Raw genomic sequence first — 15,614 nt, 5'->3', positions numbered from 1 at the left:
GCGGATCCTGGGAGGGACGCGTGGGACGGCCGACGTTCAGTGGAGGCGCCGATGCCCAGTAGCCGTACCGGTCGTCCGCCCGTGCAGCGGGCGTCCCGGCGTCCCGTCGTACCCCGGCCCCCGCGTGAGAACCCCGTGCAGCGGCTCTGCACGCGCGCGCGAAAGGCGTGGGACCGGCCGCTGACCGCCTACTACCTGATCGTCGGCGGCAGTGTGCTGATCATCGTGCTGGGCCTGGTGATGGTCTACTCGGCCTCCCAGATCACCGCGTTGCAGCTGTCCCTGCCCGGGTCGTTCTTCTTCCGCAAGCAGTTCCTCGCCGCGGCCATCGGCGGCGCGCTGCTCTTCGTGGCCTCCCGGATGCCGGTGAAGCTGCACCGGGCGCTGGCCTACCCGATCCTCGCGGGCGCCGTCTTCCTGATGGTCCTGGTGCAGATCCCCGGGATAGGGATGGCGGTCAACGGCAACCAGAACTGGATCTCCCTCGGCGGCTCCTTCCAGATCCAGCCCAGCGAGTTCGGCAAGCTCGCGCTGGTGCTGTGGGGCGCGGACCTGATCGCCCGCAAGCAGGAGAAGAAGCTGCTGAACCAGTGGAAGCACATGCTGGTGCCGCTGGTGCCGGTCGCCTTCCTGCTGCTCGGGCTGATCATGCTCGGCGGCGACATGGGTACGACGATCATCCTGACCGCGATCCTGTTCGGGCTGCTCTGGCTCGCCGGGGCGCCGACCCGGCTGTTCGCCGGGGTGCTGGGCGTGGCCGTGGTGCTCGGCGCCATCGCCATCGAGACCAGCCCGCACCGGATGGCCCGGCTCGACTGCATCGCGGCCACCGACCCCGGCCCCAACGACATGTGCTGGCAGGGCGCCCACGGCATCTACGCGCTCGCCTCCGGCGGATTCTTCGGATCCGGGCTCGGCGCGAGTGTGGAAAAATGGGGTGAACTCCCGGAAGCGCACACCGACTTCATCTTCGCCGTGACCGGTGAGGAACTGGGCCTGGCGGGGACGCTGTCGGTGCTCGCCCTGTTCGCGGCTCTAGGCTATGCGGGTATCCGCGTGGCCGGACGCACGGAGGACCCCTTCGTGAGGTATGCCGCGGGAGGCGTGACCACCTGGATCACCGCCCAGGCGGTGATCAACATCGGTGCGGTGCTCGGCCTGCTGCCGATCGCCGGTGTCCCCCTCCCGCTGTTCTCCTACGGAGGGTCCGCCCTGCTGCCGACCATGTTCGCCATCGGGCTGCTGATCGCCTTCGCGCGCGACGAGCCCGCTGCGCGGGCAGCGCTTGCGATGCGGCAACCTCGCTTTGGTAGAAAGCGGGCGGGAGGCTCCGGTGCGGAGCGGGGGCCTCGGAGATGGAACACGATGCGACGGCGTGCCTCGGCGGCGCGTTCGTCCGGAGAGCGGTGAATTTCGGTGCATGTCGTACTCGCCGGTGGGGGGACCGCCGGCCACATCGAGCCCGCGCTCGCCCTCGCGGACGCCCTGCGCAGGCAGGACCCGACCGTGGGAATCACGGCCCTGGGCACGGAGCGCGGCCTGGAGACCCGGCTCGTCCCGGAGCGCGGCTACGAGCTGGCGCTGATCCCGGCGGTGCCGCTGCCCCGTAAGCCCACCCCCGAGCTGATCACCGTCCCGGGCCGGCTGCGCGGCACCATCAAGGCCGCCGAGCAGATCCTGGAGCGCACCAAGGCGGATGTCGTGGTCGGCTTCGGCGGCTATGTGGCGCTGCCCGGCTATCTCGCCGCCAAGCGGCTCGGCGTGCCCATCGTGATCCACGAGGCCAACGCCCGGCCCGGTCTGGCCAACAAGATCGGCTCGCGGTACGCGGCCCGGGTCGCCGTCTCCACGCCGGACAGCAAGCTGCGCGACGCCCGCTACATCGGGATCCCGCTGCGCCGCTCCATCGCCACCCTGGACCGCGCCGCCGTCCGCCCGGAGGCCCGTGCCGCGTTCGGGCTCGACCCGAACCTGCCGACGCTGCTCGTCACCGGCGGCTCGCAGGGTGCCCGGCGCCTCAACGAGGTCGTCCAGCAGGTCGCCCCCTGGCTCCAGCAGGCCGGTATCCAGATCCTGCACGCGGTCGGCCCGAAGAACGAACTGCCGCAGGTGCACCAGATGCCGGGGATGCCCCCCTACATCCCGGTAAGTTACCTGGACCGGATGGACCTGGCGTACGCCGCGGCCGACATGATGCTCTGCCGCGCGGGCGCGATGACCGTCGCCGAACTCTCCGCCGTCGGGCTCCCGGCCGCCTATGTCCCGCTGCCCATCGGCAACGGCGAACAGCGGCTCAACGCCCAGCCGGTGGTGAAGGCCGGCGGCGGACTCCTCGTCGACGACGCGGAACTCACGCCCGAGTGGGTGCAGCAGAACGTCCTGCCCGTGCTCGCCGACCCGCACCGGCTGTACGAGATGTCCCGCGCGGCAAGCGAGTTCGGCCGCCGGGACGCCGACGAGCTGCTCGTCGGCATGGTGTACGAGGCGATCGCCTCGCGCCGTTAGGACCGTATGACGAAAGGGCAGTGAGAGCGTGGCCGGACCGACGACCGCCGAGCGCGGGGAACGCCAGCAGGAGTCGTCCGGCCCGCCGCCCGTCCGCCGCCTCGGCCGGGTCCGCCTTCGTGCGGTGGTCGTCCTGGCCGCGGCCGTCGTGCTCCTCGGCGCCGGCGTCTGGGTGCTGTACGGCTCCGAGTGGCTGCGGGTGGAACGCGTCACGGTGTCCGGCACCCGGGTGCTGACCCCGGCCGAGGTGCGCGAGGCGGCCGCCGTGCCGGTCGGGGCGCCGATGATTTCCGTCGACACGGATGCCATCGAGGCGCGTCTTCGCCGGAAATTGGCCCGAATTGACGCCGTTGATGTGGTTCGTTCCTGGCCCCATGGAATCGGCCTGAAAGTGATTGAGCGCACTCCGGTTCTCCTGGTGCCAAAGGGCGCGAAGTTCATCGAAGTCGACCACGAAGGTGTCCGTTTCGCCACGGTTTCCCAGGCACCGAAAGGCGTTCCGCTGCTGGAATTGTCCGCATCCCGTTCCGGTTCCGGCGCCGCCAGCTTCCGGCGCTTCGGCGTGGACCGGCTGGACCGCGAGGCGGTGCGGATCGCGGCCGACCTGCCGGCCGCCGTCGCCGGGGCCACCAGGGCCGTCCAGGTGCGCTCCTACGACGACATCGTCGTGGAGTTGGGCGACGGGCGCACCGTGGCCTGGGGCAGCGACGAGAACGGCCGCGCCAAGGCACGGGCCCTCACAGCTCTCATGAAAGCAGCTCCCGGCGCGCGGCACTTCGATGTCAGCGTTCCCACCGCCCCTGCGTCCTCGGGGAGTTGACGCACATCAGCGCAGGCCAGCACCCTGGTTGGGCACTGCTATGGCTGATCACATAGGGTGAAAAGAAAAACGGGAGGTTCGGCGTGTTCGTTGAACGGGCGCCACTTGTCGACTTAGTGTCCTGTTCAGAAGACTCCAGGGAACAGACACACTGGTAACCCTAAACTTCAGGGTTAGGGTTCGGGTCGGCGCTACGGACCGTCCCATTCGGCATCCGTCGTCCCGGCGCGGGGCACCGCCCGGCGGCGACAACGTAATTCGAGGCGAGAGGCCTTCGACGTGGCAGCACCGCAGAACTACCTCGCAGTCATCAAGGTCATCGGTGTCGGCGGCGGTGGTGTCAATGCCATCAACCGGATGATCGAGGTCGGTCTCAAGGGCGTCGAGTTCATCGCCATCAACACCGACGCGCAGGCGCTGTTGATGAGCGACGCCGACGTCAAGCTCGACGTCGGCCGCGAACTCACCCGCGGACTCGGCGCCGGCGCCAACCCGGCCGTCGGCCGCAAGGCCGCCGAGGACCACCGCGAGGAGATCGAGGAGGTCCTCAAGGGGGCCGACATGGTCTTCGTGACGGCCGGTGAAGGCGGCGGCACCGGCACCGGCGGCGCGCCCGTCGTGGCCAACATCGCGCGCTCCCTGGGCGCCCTCACCATCGGCGTGGTCACGCGCCCGTTCACCTTCGAGGGACGGCGCCGCGCCAACCAGGCCGAGGACGGCATCGCCGAGCTGCGCGAAGAGGTCGACACCCTCATCGTCATCCCCAACGACCGGCTGCTGTCCATCTCGGACCGCCAGGTCTCGGTCCTGGACGCCTTCAAGTCCGCCGACCAGGTCCTGCTCTCCGGTGTGCAGGGCATCACCGACCTCATCACCACGCCCGGTCTGATCAACCTGGACTTCGCCGACGTCAAGTCGGTCATGTCCGAGGCCGGTTCGGCCCTCATGGGCATCGGCTCGGCCCGTGGCGACGACCGCGCGGTGGCCGCGGCCGAGATGGCGATCTCCTCGCCGCTGCTGGAGGCGTCCATCGACGGCGCCCGCGGGGTGCTGCTCTCCATCTCCGGCGGCTCCGACCTCGGTCTGTTCGAGATCAACGAGGCGGCCCAGCTGGTCAGCGAGGCGGCCCACCCCGAGGCCAACATCATCTTCGGCGCCGTCATCGACGACGCCCTCGGCGACGAGGTCCGGGTCACCGTGATCGCGGCCGGCTTCGACGGCGGCCAGCCGCCGGCCCGCCGGGACAACGTCCTCGGCTCGGCCTCGGCCTCGGCGCCCACCCGCCGCGAGGAGCCCGCTCCGGTACGGCAGTCCGAGCCCAGCCGTCCCTCCTTCGGCACGCTCGGCAGCGTCAAGCCCAAGGAGGAGCCGGAGCCGGTCGCCGAGCCGGTGGCCGACATCCCGGTCGCCCCGCCGGTGACCCCGGCGCCGCGCCCCTCCTACACGGACAGCGCGGCCGAGGAGCTGGACGTCCCGGACTTCCTCAAGTGATAGGACAGCAGGAGAGCGTGAGCGGCGCGCACTTCGCCTTCACCGACCGGTGGGGCGGGGTGAGCGCCGCTCCGTATGAGGAGCTCAACCTCGGCGGCGCGGTCGGCGACGACCCGGCGGCCGTACGGGCCAACCGGGACCTCGCCGCCGCATCCCTGGGCTTCGGCCCGGACCGGGTCGTCTGGATGAACCAGGTGCACGGCGCCGAGGTGGCCGTGGTGGACGAACCGTGGGGCGAGCGGCCGGTGGTGCCGGAGGCCGACGCGGTCGTCACCGCCCGGCGCGGACTCGCCCTCGCCGTGCTCACCGCGGACTGCGTGCCGGTGCTGCTGGCCGACCCCGTCGCCGGGGTCGCCGCCGCGGCCCACGCGGGCCGGCCCGGCATGGTCAAGGGGGTCGTCCCGGCCGCCGTGCGGGCCATGATCGAACTCGGCGCCGTCCCCGGGCGGATCGTCGCCCGCACCGGACCGGCGGTGTGCGGCCGGTGCTACGAGGTGCCGGAGGCGATGCGCGCCGAGGTGGCCGCCGTCGAGCCGGCGGCGCACGCCGAAACCAGCTGGGGCACGCCGGCGGTCGATGTGAGCGCCGGGGTGCACGCACAGCTCGACCGGCTCGGGGTGTGCGACCGGGCGCAGTCGCCGGTGTGCACGCTGGAGTCGGGGGACCACTTCTCGTACCGCCGCGACCGCACCACCGGTCGGCTCGCGGGCTATGTCTGGCTGGACTGATGGGGCATGACGGACCGTAAGACCGAACTCGCCGCGAACCTGGCGAATGTGGAGGAGCGCATCGGCGCCGCCTGTGCGGCGGCCGGCCGGGCGCGGGAGGAGGTGACCCTGATCGTGGTCACCAAGACCTACCCGGCGAGCGATGTGCGGATCCTGTCGGAACTCGGTGTGCGCCATGTCGCCGAGAACCGGGACCAGGACGCGGCCCCGAAGGCCGCCGCATGTGCGGATCTGCCCCTGAAGTGGCATTTTGTCGGCCAGTTGCAGACCAACAAGGTCCGTTCCGTGGTCGGTTACGCGGATGTCGTGCAGTCCGTGGACCGTTCCAGGCTCGTCACCGCTCTGTCGAAGGAGGCGGAGCGGGCCGGGCGCGAGGTGGGGTGCTGCATCCAGGTCGCGCTGGACGCGGGCGAGAGCGGCCGCGGTGAGCGCGGGGGCGTGGCTCCCGAGGGAATCGAAGAGTTGGCCGACCTCGTCGCCGCCTCGCCCGGGCTGCGGCTCGACGGACTGATGACCGTCGCCCCGCTGACCGGCGAGTACGCGGGACGCGAACAGGCGGCGTTCGAGCGGCTCATGGATTTGTCGACTGACCTGCGCCGAGCCCATCCGGCTGCAACCATGGTGTCCGCAGGGATGAGTGCGGACCTCGAACAGGCCGTGGCCGCCGGGGCGACACATGTACGCGTCGGCACCGCGGTACTCGGAGTCCGCCCGAGGCTCGGGTAACGTCGCCAGGAAGTCGGACCACAGCAGAAAATATGGTCAATGCCCGTGAAGGTGGGCGCAACGACCACGTGGATCGCGGGCACTTGGCAGTCGTCAGTCGATCCACCACAGAGCGGAGGACTCAGAGCATGGCCGGCGCGATGCGCAAGATGGCGGTCTACCTCGGCCTCGTGGAGGACGATGGGTACGACGGCCGCGGATTCGACCCCGACGACGACTTCGAGCCCGAACTGGACCCGGAGCCCGAGCGGGACCACCGACGGCACGAAGTGTCGCATCAGTCACATAATGCACATCAGTCCCAAAGGGACGAAGAGGTGCGAATCGTCCAACCGCCCGCGCCTCGCGAGCCGGTGGCCCGTGCGACCTCGCTCACCGCGGAATCCTCGCGTCCGGCACGGATCGCGCCCGTGGCGTCCATCACACAAGAACGTCAGTCCCTGGAGAAGAACGCACCGGTGATCATGCCCAAGGTCGTGTCCGAACGAGAGCCTTACCGGATCACCACGCTCCACCCGCGGACCTACAACGAGGCCCGTACCATCGGGGAACACTTCCGTGAGGGCACCCCGGTGATCATGAATCTGACTGAGATGGATGACACAGACGCGAAGCGACTTGTCGACTTTGCGGCCGGTTTGGTGTTTGGTCTTCACGGCAGCATCGAGCGGGTGACGCAGAAGGTGTTCCTGTTGTCTCCTGCTAACGTCGATGTCACGGCGGAGGACAAGGCCCGCATCGCAGAGGGCGGGTTCTTCAACCAGAGCTGAGACGCAGACCGGACCGAAGTACGGAAGAGCACGGGAAACAGGGGAGAGGGAAGCGCAAGCCATGAGCGTGTTCGCGCAGGTGATCTACATCGCGCTGATGGTGTTCCTCGTCGTGCTGATCTTCCGGCTGGTCATGGACTACGTCTTCCAGTTCGCCCGCTCGTGGCAACCCGGCAAGGCGATGGTGGTGCTCCTGGAGGCCACCTACACTGTCACCGATCCACCGCTGAAGCTTCTGCGGCGGTTCATCCCGCCGCTGCGTCTCGGGGGCGTGGCGCTCGACCTGTCCTTCTTCGTACTGATGATCATCGTCTACATTCTCATCGCCGTCGTGCAGAACTTCGTGAGATGAGCGTGTGGACGACCCGGTCTTGCCGACTGCCGATGACTACGTTGAGGTGAAGAGATGCCGTTGACCCCCGAGGACGTGCGGAACAAGCAGTTCACGACCGTCCGCCTCCGAGAAGGCTATGACGAGGACGAGGTCGATGCCTTCCTCGACGAGGTCGAAGCCGAACTGACCCGTCTGCTCCGCGAGAACGAGGATCTGCGCGCCAAGCTGGCCGCCGCCACGCGTGCCGCCGCGCAGAACCAGCAGAACATGCGCAAGGGTCCGCCGGAGCAGGACCAGCAGCAGAACCCCCAGCAGCAGCAGGGCATGCGAGGTCCCGGCGCGCCGGTGCCCGCCGGCATATCGGGCCCGCCGCAGCAGCAGATGGGCGGCCCCATGGGTGGCCCGCCCCAGCTGCCGAGCGGTGCCCCGCAGCTGCCCGCCGGTCCCGGCGGCCAGGGCGGCCCGCAGGGTCCCGGTCCGATGGGCCAGGGTCCGATGGGTCAGGGTCCGATGGGTCAGGGCCCGATGGGTGGACAGCCCCCCATGCAGCAGCAGATGGGCATGGGCGGCCCGATGGGCGGTCCGATGGGCGGCCCCGGCATGCCCGGTCAGGGCCCTGGTGGCGACAGCGCCGCCCGTGTCCTCTCGCTGGCCCAGCAGACCGCCGACCAGGCGATCGCCGAGGCCCGCTCCGAGGCCAACAAGATCGTCGGCGAGGCCCGCAGCCGCGCCGAGGGTCTGGAGCGTGACGCCCGTGCCAAGGCCGACGCCCTGGAGCGGGACGCGCAGGAGAAGCACCGCGTCGCGATGGGCTCCCTGGAGTCCGCCCGCGCCACGCTGGAGCGCAAGGTCGAGGACCTGCGCGGCTTCGAGCGCGAGTACCGCACGCGTCTGAAGTCGTACCTGGAGTCGCAGCTGCGCCAGTTGGAGACCCAGGCCGACGACTCCCTGGCCCCGCCGCGCACCCCGGCGACCGCCTCGCTGCCGCCGTCCCCGGCGCCCTCCATGGCCCCGGCCGGTGCGAGCACCCCGTCGTACGGCGGCAACCAGACGATGGGCGGCAACCCCGGCCCGTCCGCCCCGTCCTACGGCGGTCAGCAGCAGATGACCCCCGCGATGACCCAGCCCATGGCCCCGGTCCGTCCGCAGGGTCCGTCCCCGATGGGCCAGGCGCCGTCGCCGATGCGCGGCTTCCTGATCGACGAGGACGACAACTGAGCACCCCACGGTGAGTAGTACGCCGTAGGCGTCGGCAGCGCTCAATAGGGCGGGCCCCTGGACTCCGGTCCGGGGGCCCGCCCTTTTTACGCGTGTTGCGTGACGGAACCGCGTGTTGCGTGACGGAACCCGGAAGGGCCCGGCCTCCGCGGGGAGACCGGGCCCTTCTCGGTCAGCGCTCGGCGCCGACGCGCTGTGCCTGCGCCTTGTGCTTTACAGCGTGTGCCTTACGCCTTGTGCAGCCGGAACGTCAGGGACAGTCCCTCGTCGGTGAACGGCTCACCGAAGCTGTCGTCCCCCTCGCCCTGCTGGAAGTCCGTCGACAGGACCTCCTCGGCGATCAACTCGCTGTGCTCGGCCAGCGCGGCGACCACCGCCGGGTCGGTCGACACCCACCGCAGCGCGATCCGGTCGGCCACGTCGAGACCGCTGTTCTTGCGGGCCTCCTGGATCAGCCGGATCGCGTCCCGGGCCAGACCCGCCTGCCGCAGCTCCTCGGTGATCTCCAGGTCCAGGGCGACCGTGGCACCGGAGTCGGAGGCCACCGACCAGCCCTCGCGCGGGGTCTCGGTGATGATCACCTCGTCCGGGGCGAGGGTGACGGTCTCGCCGTCGACCTCCACGGACGCCGTTCCCTCGCGCAGCGCCAGCGACAGCGCGGCCGCGTCGGCGTTCGCGACCGCCTTCGCCACGTCCTGCACCCGCTTGCCGAACCGCTTGCCCAGCGCACGGAAGTTGGCCTTGGCGGTGGTGTCCACCAGGCTGCCGCCGACCTCCGACAGGGACGCCAGGGAGGTGACGTTCAGCTCCTCGGTGATCTGGGTGTGCAGCTCCGGGTCCAGGGACTCGAAGCCGGTCGCGGCGATCAGCGCGCGGGACAGCGGCTGGCGCGTCTTGACGCCCGACTCCGCGCGCGTGGCCCGGCCCAGCTCAACCAGCCGGCGGACCAGGACCATCTGCCGCGACAGCTCCGGGTCGATCGAGGACGGGTCCGCCTGCGGCCAGGCGGCCAGATGCACCGACTCCGGGGCGCCCGGGGTCACCGGCACGACCAGGTCCTGCCACACCCGCTCGGTGATGAACGGCGTGATCGGCGCCATCAGCTTGGTGACCGTCTCCAGCACCTCGTGCAGCGTGCGCAGCGCGGCCTTGTCGCCCTGCCAGAAGCGGCGCCGCGAACGGCGGACGTACCAGTTGGACAGGTCGTCGACGAACGCGGACAGCAGCTTGCCGGCGCGCTGGGTGTCGTACGTCTCCAGCGCCTCGGTGACCTCGCCGACGAGCGCGTGCAGCTCGGACAGCAGCCAGCGGTCCAGCACCGGGCGCTCGGCCGGGGCCGGGTCGGCAGCGCTGGGCGCCCAGTTCGTCGTACGGGCGTACAGGGCCTGGAAGGCGACCGTGTTCCAGTAGGTCAGCAGCGTCTTGCGGACGACCTCCTGGATGGTGCCGTGGCCCACCCGGCGGGCCGCCCACGGGGAGCCGCCGGCCGCCATGAACCAGCGCACCGCGTCCGCGCCGTGCTGGTCCATGAGCGGGATCGGCTGGAGGATGTTGCCCAGGTGCTTGGACATCTTGCGGCCGTCCTCGGCCAGGATGTGGCCGAGGCAGACGACGTTCTCGTACGACGACTTGTCGAAGACCAGGGTGCCGACCGCCATCAGCGTGTAGAACCAGCCGCGGGTCTGGTCGATCGCCTCGGAGATGAACTGTGCCGGGTAGCGGCTCTCGAACAGCTCCTTGTTCTTGTACGGGTAGCCCCACTGCGCGAACGGCATCGAGCCCGAGTCGTACCAGGCGTCGATGACCTCCGGCACGCGCGTGGCCGTCTTGCCGCAGCCGTCGTGGCGGCAGGCGAAGGTGATCTCGTCGATGTACGGCCGGTGCGGGTCGAGGCCCGACTGGTCGGTGCCGGTCAGCTCGGTCAGCTCCGCGCGGGAGCCGACGCAGGTGAGGTGGTCGTCCGCGCAGCGCCAGATCGGCAGCGGGGTGCCCCAGTAGCGGTTGCGGGAGAGCGCCCAGTCGATGTTGTTGTTCAGCCAGTCGCCGAAGCGGCCGTGCTTGACCGTCTCCGGGAACCAGTTGGTCTTCTCGTTCTCCTGGATGAGGCGGTCCTTGATCGCCGTCGTACGGATGTACCAGGAGGGCTGCGCGTAGTAGAGCAGCGCGGTGTGGCAGCGCCAGCAGTGCGGGTAGCTGTGCTCGTACGGGATGTGCTTGAAGAGGAGGCCGCGCTGGGACAGGTCCTCGGTGAGCTTTTCGTCCGCCTTCTTGAAGAAGACGCCGCCGACCATCGGCACGTCCTCCTCGAAGGTGCCGTCCGGGCGGACCGGGTTCACCACGGGCAGGCCGTAGGAGCGGCAGACCTTGAGGTCGTCCTCACCGAAGGCGGGGGACTGGTGGACCAGACCCGTACCGTCCTCGGTGGTGACGTAGTCGGCGTTGACGACGTAGTGCGCCGGCTCCGGGAACTCGACCAGCTCGAAGGGCCGCTGGTACGTCCAGCGCTCCATCTCGGCACCGGTGAAGGTCTGCCCGGTGGGCTCCCAGCCCTCGCCGAGGGCCTTGGCGAGCAGCGGCTCGGCGACGACGAGCTTCTCCGTGCCGTCGGTCGCGACGACATAGGTGACCTCGGGGTGCGCGGCGACCGCCGTGTTGGACACCAGGGTCCAGGGGGTCGTCGTCCACACCACGAGCGCGGCCTCGCCGGCGAGCGGACCGGAGGTGAGCGGGAAGCGGACGTACACGGACGGGTCGACGACCGTCTCGTAGCCCTGCGCCAGCTCGTGGTCCGACAGACCGGTGCCGCAGCGCGGGCACCAGGGGGCGACGCGGTGGTCCTGGACCAGCAGCCCCTTGGAGAAGATCTCCTTCAGCGACCACCAGACCGACTCCACGTACTCCGGGTCCATGGTGCGGTAGGCGTCGTCCAGGTCGACCCAGTAGCCCATGCGGGTCGTCAGCTCGGCGAAGGCGTCGGTGTGCCGGGTCACGGACTCACGGCACTTGGCGTTGAACTCGGCGATGCCGTACGCCTCGATGTCCTGCTTGCCGGAGAAGCCCAGCTCCTTCTCGACCGCCAGCTCCACGGGCAGGCCGTGGCAGTCCCAGCCGGCCTTGCGGGCCACGTGGTAGCCGCGCATGGTGCGGAAGCGAGGGAAGACGTCCTTGAAGACGCGGGCCTCGATGTGGTGCGCGCCGGGCATGCCGTTGGCGGTGGGCGGGCCTTCGTAGAACACCCATTCAGGGCGGCCCTCGGACTGCTCCAGGCTCTTGGCGAAGATCTTCTGCTCACGCCAGAAGTCGAGCACGGCGTGCTCAAGAGCGGGCAGGTCGACCTGTGCGGGCACCTGGCGGTACGTCGGCGCTGTCATCTGCGAGCATCCTCCAACGGACTTGCTGCCTTCCGTCGGAGGGACGAGAGCCTGCTGTTCAGCCTGCGCCGGTGCGGCGCGCTCCCGCGGTACCACCCTCCTTGGCCCGCCGCCGCGCCGTACGCGTCGGTGAGCCCGCTCATTGGCTCGCGAAGCCGGTTCTACCGGCCCACAGGGGGCTTTCTTCCGGCGGCTCCGGGGTGATCTTCACGTCGCGCTCACCCCCGGGCTCACACCGTCCCCGGGTCGCTCTGGGCTGCGTACGCCGCTACTCGTCCCCATCCACGCTTTTCGCTCCGCCCAGTGTACGGCGCCCCGCGGACAGCGGCCGACCGAATTCCGGGGCGGCGCGGCGGACGGCGCGGAGGGCGGCCGGATGACCCGAATGGCGAGGGGGCGGGCGGACGTGTCCGGGGAGCCCCGGCCCGGCGGATTACCCGGCGGGGAGCTGGGCACAACGGTTGCAGGCCCGCTGCGCGGGGGTGCGGGCGGGCGAATCGGGCGGTGTGCCCCGTTGCCGCGGGACTCGAGTCGATTTATCGTCCCAGCACGATTCGCGAGCAAGATCACAATATGTGAAGGGGCCGCGGCCATGGTGGCGAAAAAGACCGCCGTACAGCAGGGTGCCGCCTCCACGGGCCGGGCGGGACCGGTGAAGACGGCCGCCGGGAAGCCGGCTGCCGGTAGGACGACCGCCGGTGCCGGGAAGACGACGACGACTGCCAGGAAGGCGACCGCGCAGAAGGCGGCCGCGAAGAAGACGGCGGCGAAGAAGACTGCCGTGAAGAAGACAGCCGTGAAGGAGCCGGCTGGGCAGAAGGCGGCCGCGAAGAAGAGTGTGGCGAAGAAGACGGTGGCCAAGAAGACGGTGGCGAAGGACGCAGCCGTGAAGGAGCCGGTCGGGCAGCACGCTGTCGGCCGGCAGGCCGCCGAGACGACGGTCGCCGGGAAGACGGCCGCCGGGACGACGGTCGCCGAGCGGGCCGCCGGAAAGAGCACGGCCAAGAAAGCGGGCGCGGCGCGGGCCGCGAAGCAGACGGGAGCCACGACAGTGGGTGCGAAGAAGACTCCTGGTACGGCCACGGCCGAACAGACCGCAGTGCCCAAGGCGCGGGCCTCCGCGGCGGACCCCGGCGAGCTGGCGGTACGCCCCGGAGAGGACCCCTGGACCGCGGAGGAGGTCGAGGAGGCCCGTACGGAGCTCCAGTCGGAGATGACGCGGCTGCGCGAGGAGATCAGCTCCTCCGAGGCCTCCCTGGTCGGCCTGATGCGGGACTCCGGGGACGGCGCCGGCGACGACCAGGCCGACACCGGCACCAAGAACATCACGCGCGAGCACGAGCTGGCGCTGGCCGCCAACGCGCGCGAGATGCTGACCCAGACCGAGCGCGCCCTGGAGCGGCTGGACGCGGGCACCTACGGCCTCTGCGAGAACTGCGGCAATCCCATCGGCAAGGCGCGCATGCAGGCCTTCCCGCGGGCCACCCTGTGCGTGGAGTGCAAGCAGAAGCAGGAACGTCGCTCCTGAGCGTCCGGGGCCGTCGGACCGTGCCGTAGTCTCGTCCTCAGTCAGGCACCTAGGTCGAGGGACTCACGTGGCAGAGGCGGAGCGCATCATCGGTACGCCGGATACCCCGGACGACACAGAGCAGCCGGCGGCGGCCCAGCAGCGGACGGGCCGCCGGCGCCGGATCGGCGTGCTGTTCGCGGTGGCCGCGTTCGCCTACGCGCTCGACCTGGTCAGCAAGCTGCTCGTGGTCGCCAAGCTGGAGAAGCACGCGCCGATCCAGCTGCTCGGGCAGTGGCTGGAACTGCACGCCCTGCGCAACCCGGGGGCCGCCTTCGGTTTCGGGGCGGCCTTCACGGTGATCTTCACGCTGATCGCCGCGGCCGTGATCGTCGTGATCATCCGCCTGGCCCGCAAGCTGTACAGCCTGCCCTGGGCGATCGCGCTCGGCCTGCTGCTCGGCGGTGCCCTCGGCAACCTCACCGACCGGATCTTCCGCTCGCCCGGCCTCTTCGAGGGCGAGGTCGTGGACTTCATCGCGCCCAAGGGCTTCGCGGTGTTCAACCTCGCCGACTCGGCGATCGTGTGCGGCGGCATCCTGATCGTGCTGCTGTCCTTCCGCGGCCTGGACCCGGACGGCACCGTCCACAAGGACTGAAGGCCAAGGCCGTCCACAGGCGGTTTTCCACAGGCTCGTGCGGGCCGGTTCCCGCCGTCCGGCATACTCGACGGGTGAGCACGATTCCCGAGATCCGTACCCTGCCCGTGCCCGACGGCCTGGAGGGCGAGCGCGTCGACGCCGCCATCTCCCGCATGTTCGGCTTCTCCCGCACCAAGGCCGCGGAGCTGGCCGCGGCCGGCAAGGTCCAGGTCGACGGCGCGGTGGTCGGCAAGTCCGAGCGGGTGCACGGCGGCGCCTGGCTGGAGGTCGAGATGCCGCAGGCGCCCCAGCCGGTGCAGGTGGTCGCCGAGCCGGTCGAGGGCATGGACATCGTGCACGACGACGATGACGTGGTCGTGATCGTCAAGCCGGTCGGCGTGGCCGCGCACCCCTCCCCGGGCTGGACCGGCCCGACCGTCATCGGCGGTCTCGCCGCCGCCGGATACCGGATCTCCACCTCCGGCGCCGCCGAGCGCCAGGGCATCGTGCACCGGCTGGACGTCGGCACCTCGGGCCTGATGGTCGTCGCCAAGTCCGAGTACGCGTACACCTCGCTCAAGCGCCAGTTCAAGGAGCGCACGGTCGACAAGCGCTACCACACCCTGGTCCAGGGCCACCCGGACCCCACGAGCGGCACCATCGACGCCCCGATCGGCCGCCACCCGCAGCACGACTACAAGTGGGCGGTCACCGCCGACGGCAAGCCCTCGGTGACCCACTACGACCTCGTCGAGGCGTTCCGCGCGGCCTCCCTGCTGGACGTGAAGCTGGAGACCGGGCGCACCCACCAGATCCGCGTCCACATGGCCGCCCACCGCCACCCCTGCGTCGGCGATCTCACCTACGGCGCCGACCCGACCCTCGCCAAGCGGCTGCGGCTCACCCGCCAGTGGCTGCACGCCGTACGCCTCGGTTTCGAGCACCCCGGGGACGGCAGCTGGGTGGAGTTCGAGAGCGACTACCCCGAGGACCTCCAGCGGGCCCTCGACCAGGTCCGCGAGGAGACCTACGCGTGAGCGTGCCGTACACCGTGCGGGTCGCCGAGGACCCCGCCGACCGCGAGGCCTGCTTCGCGGTCCGCAAGGAGGTCTTCGTCCGCGAACAGGGCGTCGCCGAGGACATCGAGTACGACGCCTACGACGCCGTGGCCGTCCATGTGCTGGCGGTCCGGGGGGACGGGGTGCCGCTCGGCACCGGGCGGCTGCTGCACGGCGAGGCGGCCGCCGCCAAGACCGGCGGCGACCCGCAGGTGGGCTCCCTCGGGCGGCTCGCCGTCTCCCGGGAGGCCCGCGGGCTCGGCGTCGGCGTGGCCCTGGTGCGGGCCATCGAGGACGCGGCACGCGCCCGCGGCCTCACCGCGGTCGATCTGCACGCCCAGACCCACGCCCTCGGCTTCTACGAGCGGCTGGGCTACGCGGCGTACGGCCCGGAGTTCCCGGACGCCGGCATACCCCACCGGGCGATGCGCCGCGCGCTGTAGCGG

14 protein-coding genes are annotated in these 15,614 nt (G+C 70.6%); 13 read left to right on the top strand and 1 reads right to left on the bottom strand.

What is annotated here, in order from left to right:
* Positions 1-51: 51 nt before the first annotated feature.
* The 9 genes from ftsW to ACFVIU_RS19895 all read left to right on the top strand — a co-directional run bounded on the left by ftsW (position 52) and on the right by ACFVIU_RS19895 (position 8,592).
* Positions 52-1,410, top strand: a complete 1,359-nt coding sequence (ftsW, locus tag ACFVIU_RS19935; protein ID WP_385843952.1) for a putative lipid II flippase FtsW — start codon at positions 52-54, stop codon at positions 1,408-1,410.
* A 6-nt stretch (positions 1,411-1,416) separates the two neighbouring features.
* Entirely contained in the window at positions 1,417-2,505 is a 1,089-nt protein-coding gene (gene murG / locus ACFVIU_RS19930) for an undecaprenyldiphospho-muramoylpentapeptide beta-N-acetylglucosaminyltransferase (RefSeq protein ID WP_385843951.1), read from the top strand.
* 28 nt (positions 2,506-2,533) lie between these two features.
* Complete coding sequence (locus ACFVIU_RS19925; protein WP_385843950.1) at positions 2,534-3,325, top strand: cell division protein FtsQ/DivIB; 792 nt, start codon at positions 2,534-2,536, stop codon at positions 3,323-3,325.
* 279 nt (positions 3,326-3,604) lie between these two features.
* Positions 3,605-4,816, top strand: a complete 1,212-nt coding sequence (gene ftsZ, locus ACFVIU_RS19920) for a cell division protein FtsZ (RefSeq protein ID WP_385843948.1) — start codon at positions 3,605-3,607, stop codon at positions 4,814-4,816.
* The gene (gene pgeF / locus ACFVIU_RS19915) at positions 4,813-5,544 is read left to right on the top strand and encodes a peptidoglycan editing factor PgeF (protein WP_385843947.1); all 732 of its coding nucleotides are present in this window, start codon (positions 4,813-4,815) and stop codon (positions 5,542-5,544) included. The genes ftsZ and pgeF overlap by 4 nt, the downstream gene beginning before the upstream one ends.
* Before the next feature lie 6 nt (positions 5,545-5,550).
* Entirely contained in the window at positions 5,551-6,270 is a 720-nt protein-coding gene (locus tag ACFVIU_RS19910; RefSeq protein WP_385843946.1) for a YggS family pyridoxal phosphate-dependent enzyme, read from the top strand.
* Positions 6,271-6,398: 128 nt separating this feature from the next.
* The gene (locus ACFVIU_RS19905) at positions 6,399-7,040 is read left to right on the top strand and encodes a cell division protein SepF (RefSeq protein WP_385843945.1); all 642 of its coding nucleotides are present in this window, start codon (positions 6,399-6,401) and stop codon (positions 7,038-7,040) included.
* Positions 7,041-7,101: 61 nt separating this feature from the next.
* The gene (locus ACFVIU_RS19900) at positions 7,102-7,392 is read left to right on the top strand and encodes a YggT family protein (protein ID WP_385843943.1); all 291 of its coding nucleotides are present in this window, start codon (positions 7,102-7,104) and stop codon (positions 7,390-7,392) included.
* Positions 7,393-7,446: 54 nt separating this feature from the next.
* Positions 7,447-8,592, top strand: a complete 1,146-nt coding sequence (locus ACFVIU_RS19895) for a DivIVA domain-containing protein (protein ID WP_385843942.1) — start codon at positions 7,447-7,449, stop codon at positions 8,590-8,592.
* 227 nt (positions 8,593-8,819) lie between these two features.
* On the opposite strand, the gene ileS is transcribed toward ACFVIU_RS19895, so the two are convergent.
* Positions 8,820-11,963 carry an isoleucine--tRNA ligase gene (ileS, locus tag ACFVIU_RS19890; RefSeq protein WP_385843941.1) on the bottom strand — a complete coding sequence of 1,048 codons (3,144 nt, stop codon included), beginning with the start codon at positions 11,961-11,963 and terminating at the stop codon, positions 8,820-8,822.
* A gap of 592 nt (positions 11,964-12,555) precedes the next feature.
* Between ileS and ACFVIU_RS19885 the strand changes: the two genes are divergently transcribed.
* The 4 genes from ACFVIU_RS19885 to ACFVIU_RS19870 all read left to right on the top strand — a co-directional run bounded on the left by ACFVIU_RS19885 (position 12,556) and on the right by ACFVIU_RS19870 (position 15,611).
* Positions 12,556-13,491 carry a TraR/DksA family transcriptional regulator gene (locus tag ACFVIU_RS19885; protein ID WP_385843940.1) on the top strand — a complete coding sequence of 312 codons (936 nt, stop codon included), beginning with the start codon at positions 12,556-12,558 and terminating at the stop codon, positions 13,489-13,491.
* A 67-nt stretch (positions 13,492-13,558) separates the two neighbouring features.
* Complete coding sequence (lspA, locus tag ACFVIU_RS19880) at positions 13,559-14,128, top strand: signal peptidase II (RefSeq protein WP_385843939.1); 570 nt, start codon at positions 13,559-13,561, stop codon at positions 14,126-14,128.
* Positions 14,129-14,202: 74 nt separating this feature from the next.
* Positions 14,203-15,147 (top strand): RluA family pseudouridine synthase, encoded by a 945-nt coding sequence (locus ACFVIU_RS19875; protein WP_385843938.1) that lies wholly within the window; start codon positions 14,203-14,205, stop codon positions 15,145-15,147.
* Entirely contained in the window at positions 15,144-15,611 is a 468-nt protein-coding gene (locus ACFVIU_RS19870; protein ID WP_385843937.1) for a GNAT family N-acetyltransferase, read from the top strand. The genes ACFVIU_RS19875 and ACFVIU_RS19870 overlap by 4 nt, the downstream gene beginning before the upstream one ends.
* The last annotated feature ends 3 nt before the right edge of the window (positions 15,612-15,614 follow it).

Origin of the sequence: Streptomyces sp. NPDC127190 (assembly GCF_042672505.1) — a bacterium.
Taxonomy (GTDB): Bacteria; Actinomycetota; Actinomycetes; order Streptomycetales; family Streptomycetaceae; genus Streptomyces.
Note: the sequence above shows the minus strand (reverse complement) of the source record. Positions and strands in the feature narration are given on the sequence as shown.

Excerpts from the sequence above, each read along its gene's own strand:
- ACFVIU_RS19910 (WP_385843946.1), top strand. The coding sequence starts at position 5,551 with ATGACGGACCGTAAGACCGAACTCGCCGCGAACCTGGCGAATGTGGAG.
- ACFVIU_RS19900 (WP_385843943.1), top strand. The coding sequence starts at position 7,102 with ATGAGCGTGTTCGCGCAGGTGATCTACATCGCGCTGATGGTGTTCCTC.
- ACFVIU_RS19895 (WP_385843942.1), top strand. The coding sequence starts at position 7,447 with ATGCCGTTGACCCCCGAGGACGTGCGGAACAAGCAGTTCACGACCGTC.
- ileS (WP_385843941.1), bottom strand. The coding sequence starts at position 11,963 with ATGACAGCGCCGACGTACCGCCAGGTGCCCGCACAGGTCGACCTGCCC.
- ACFVIU_RS19905 (WP_385843945.1), top strand. The coding sequence starts at position 6,399 with ATGGCCGGCGCGATGCGCAAGATGGCGGTCTACCTCGGCCTCGTGGAG.
- ftsW (WP_385843952.1), top strand. The coding sequence starts at position 52 with ATGCCCAGTAGCCGTACCGGTCGTCCGCCCGTGCAGCGGGCGTCCCGG.
- ACFVIU_RS19885 (WP_385843940.1), top strand. The coding sequence starts at position 12,556 with ATGGTGGCGAAAAAGACCGCCGTACAGCAGGGTGCCGCCTCCACGGGC.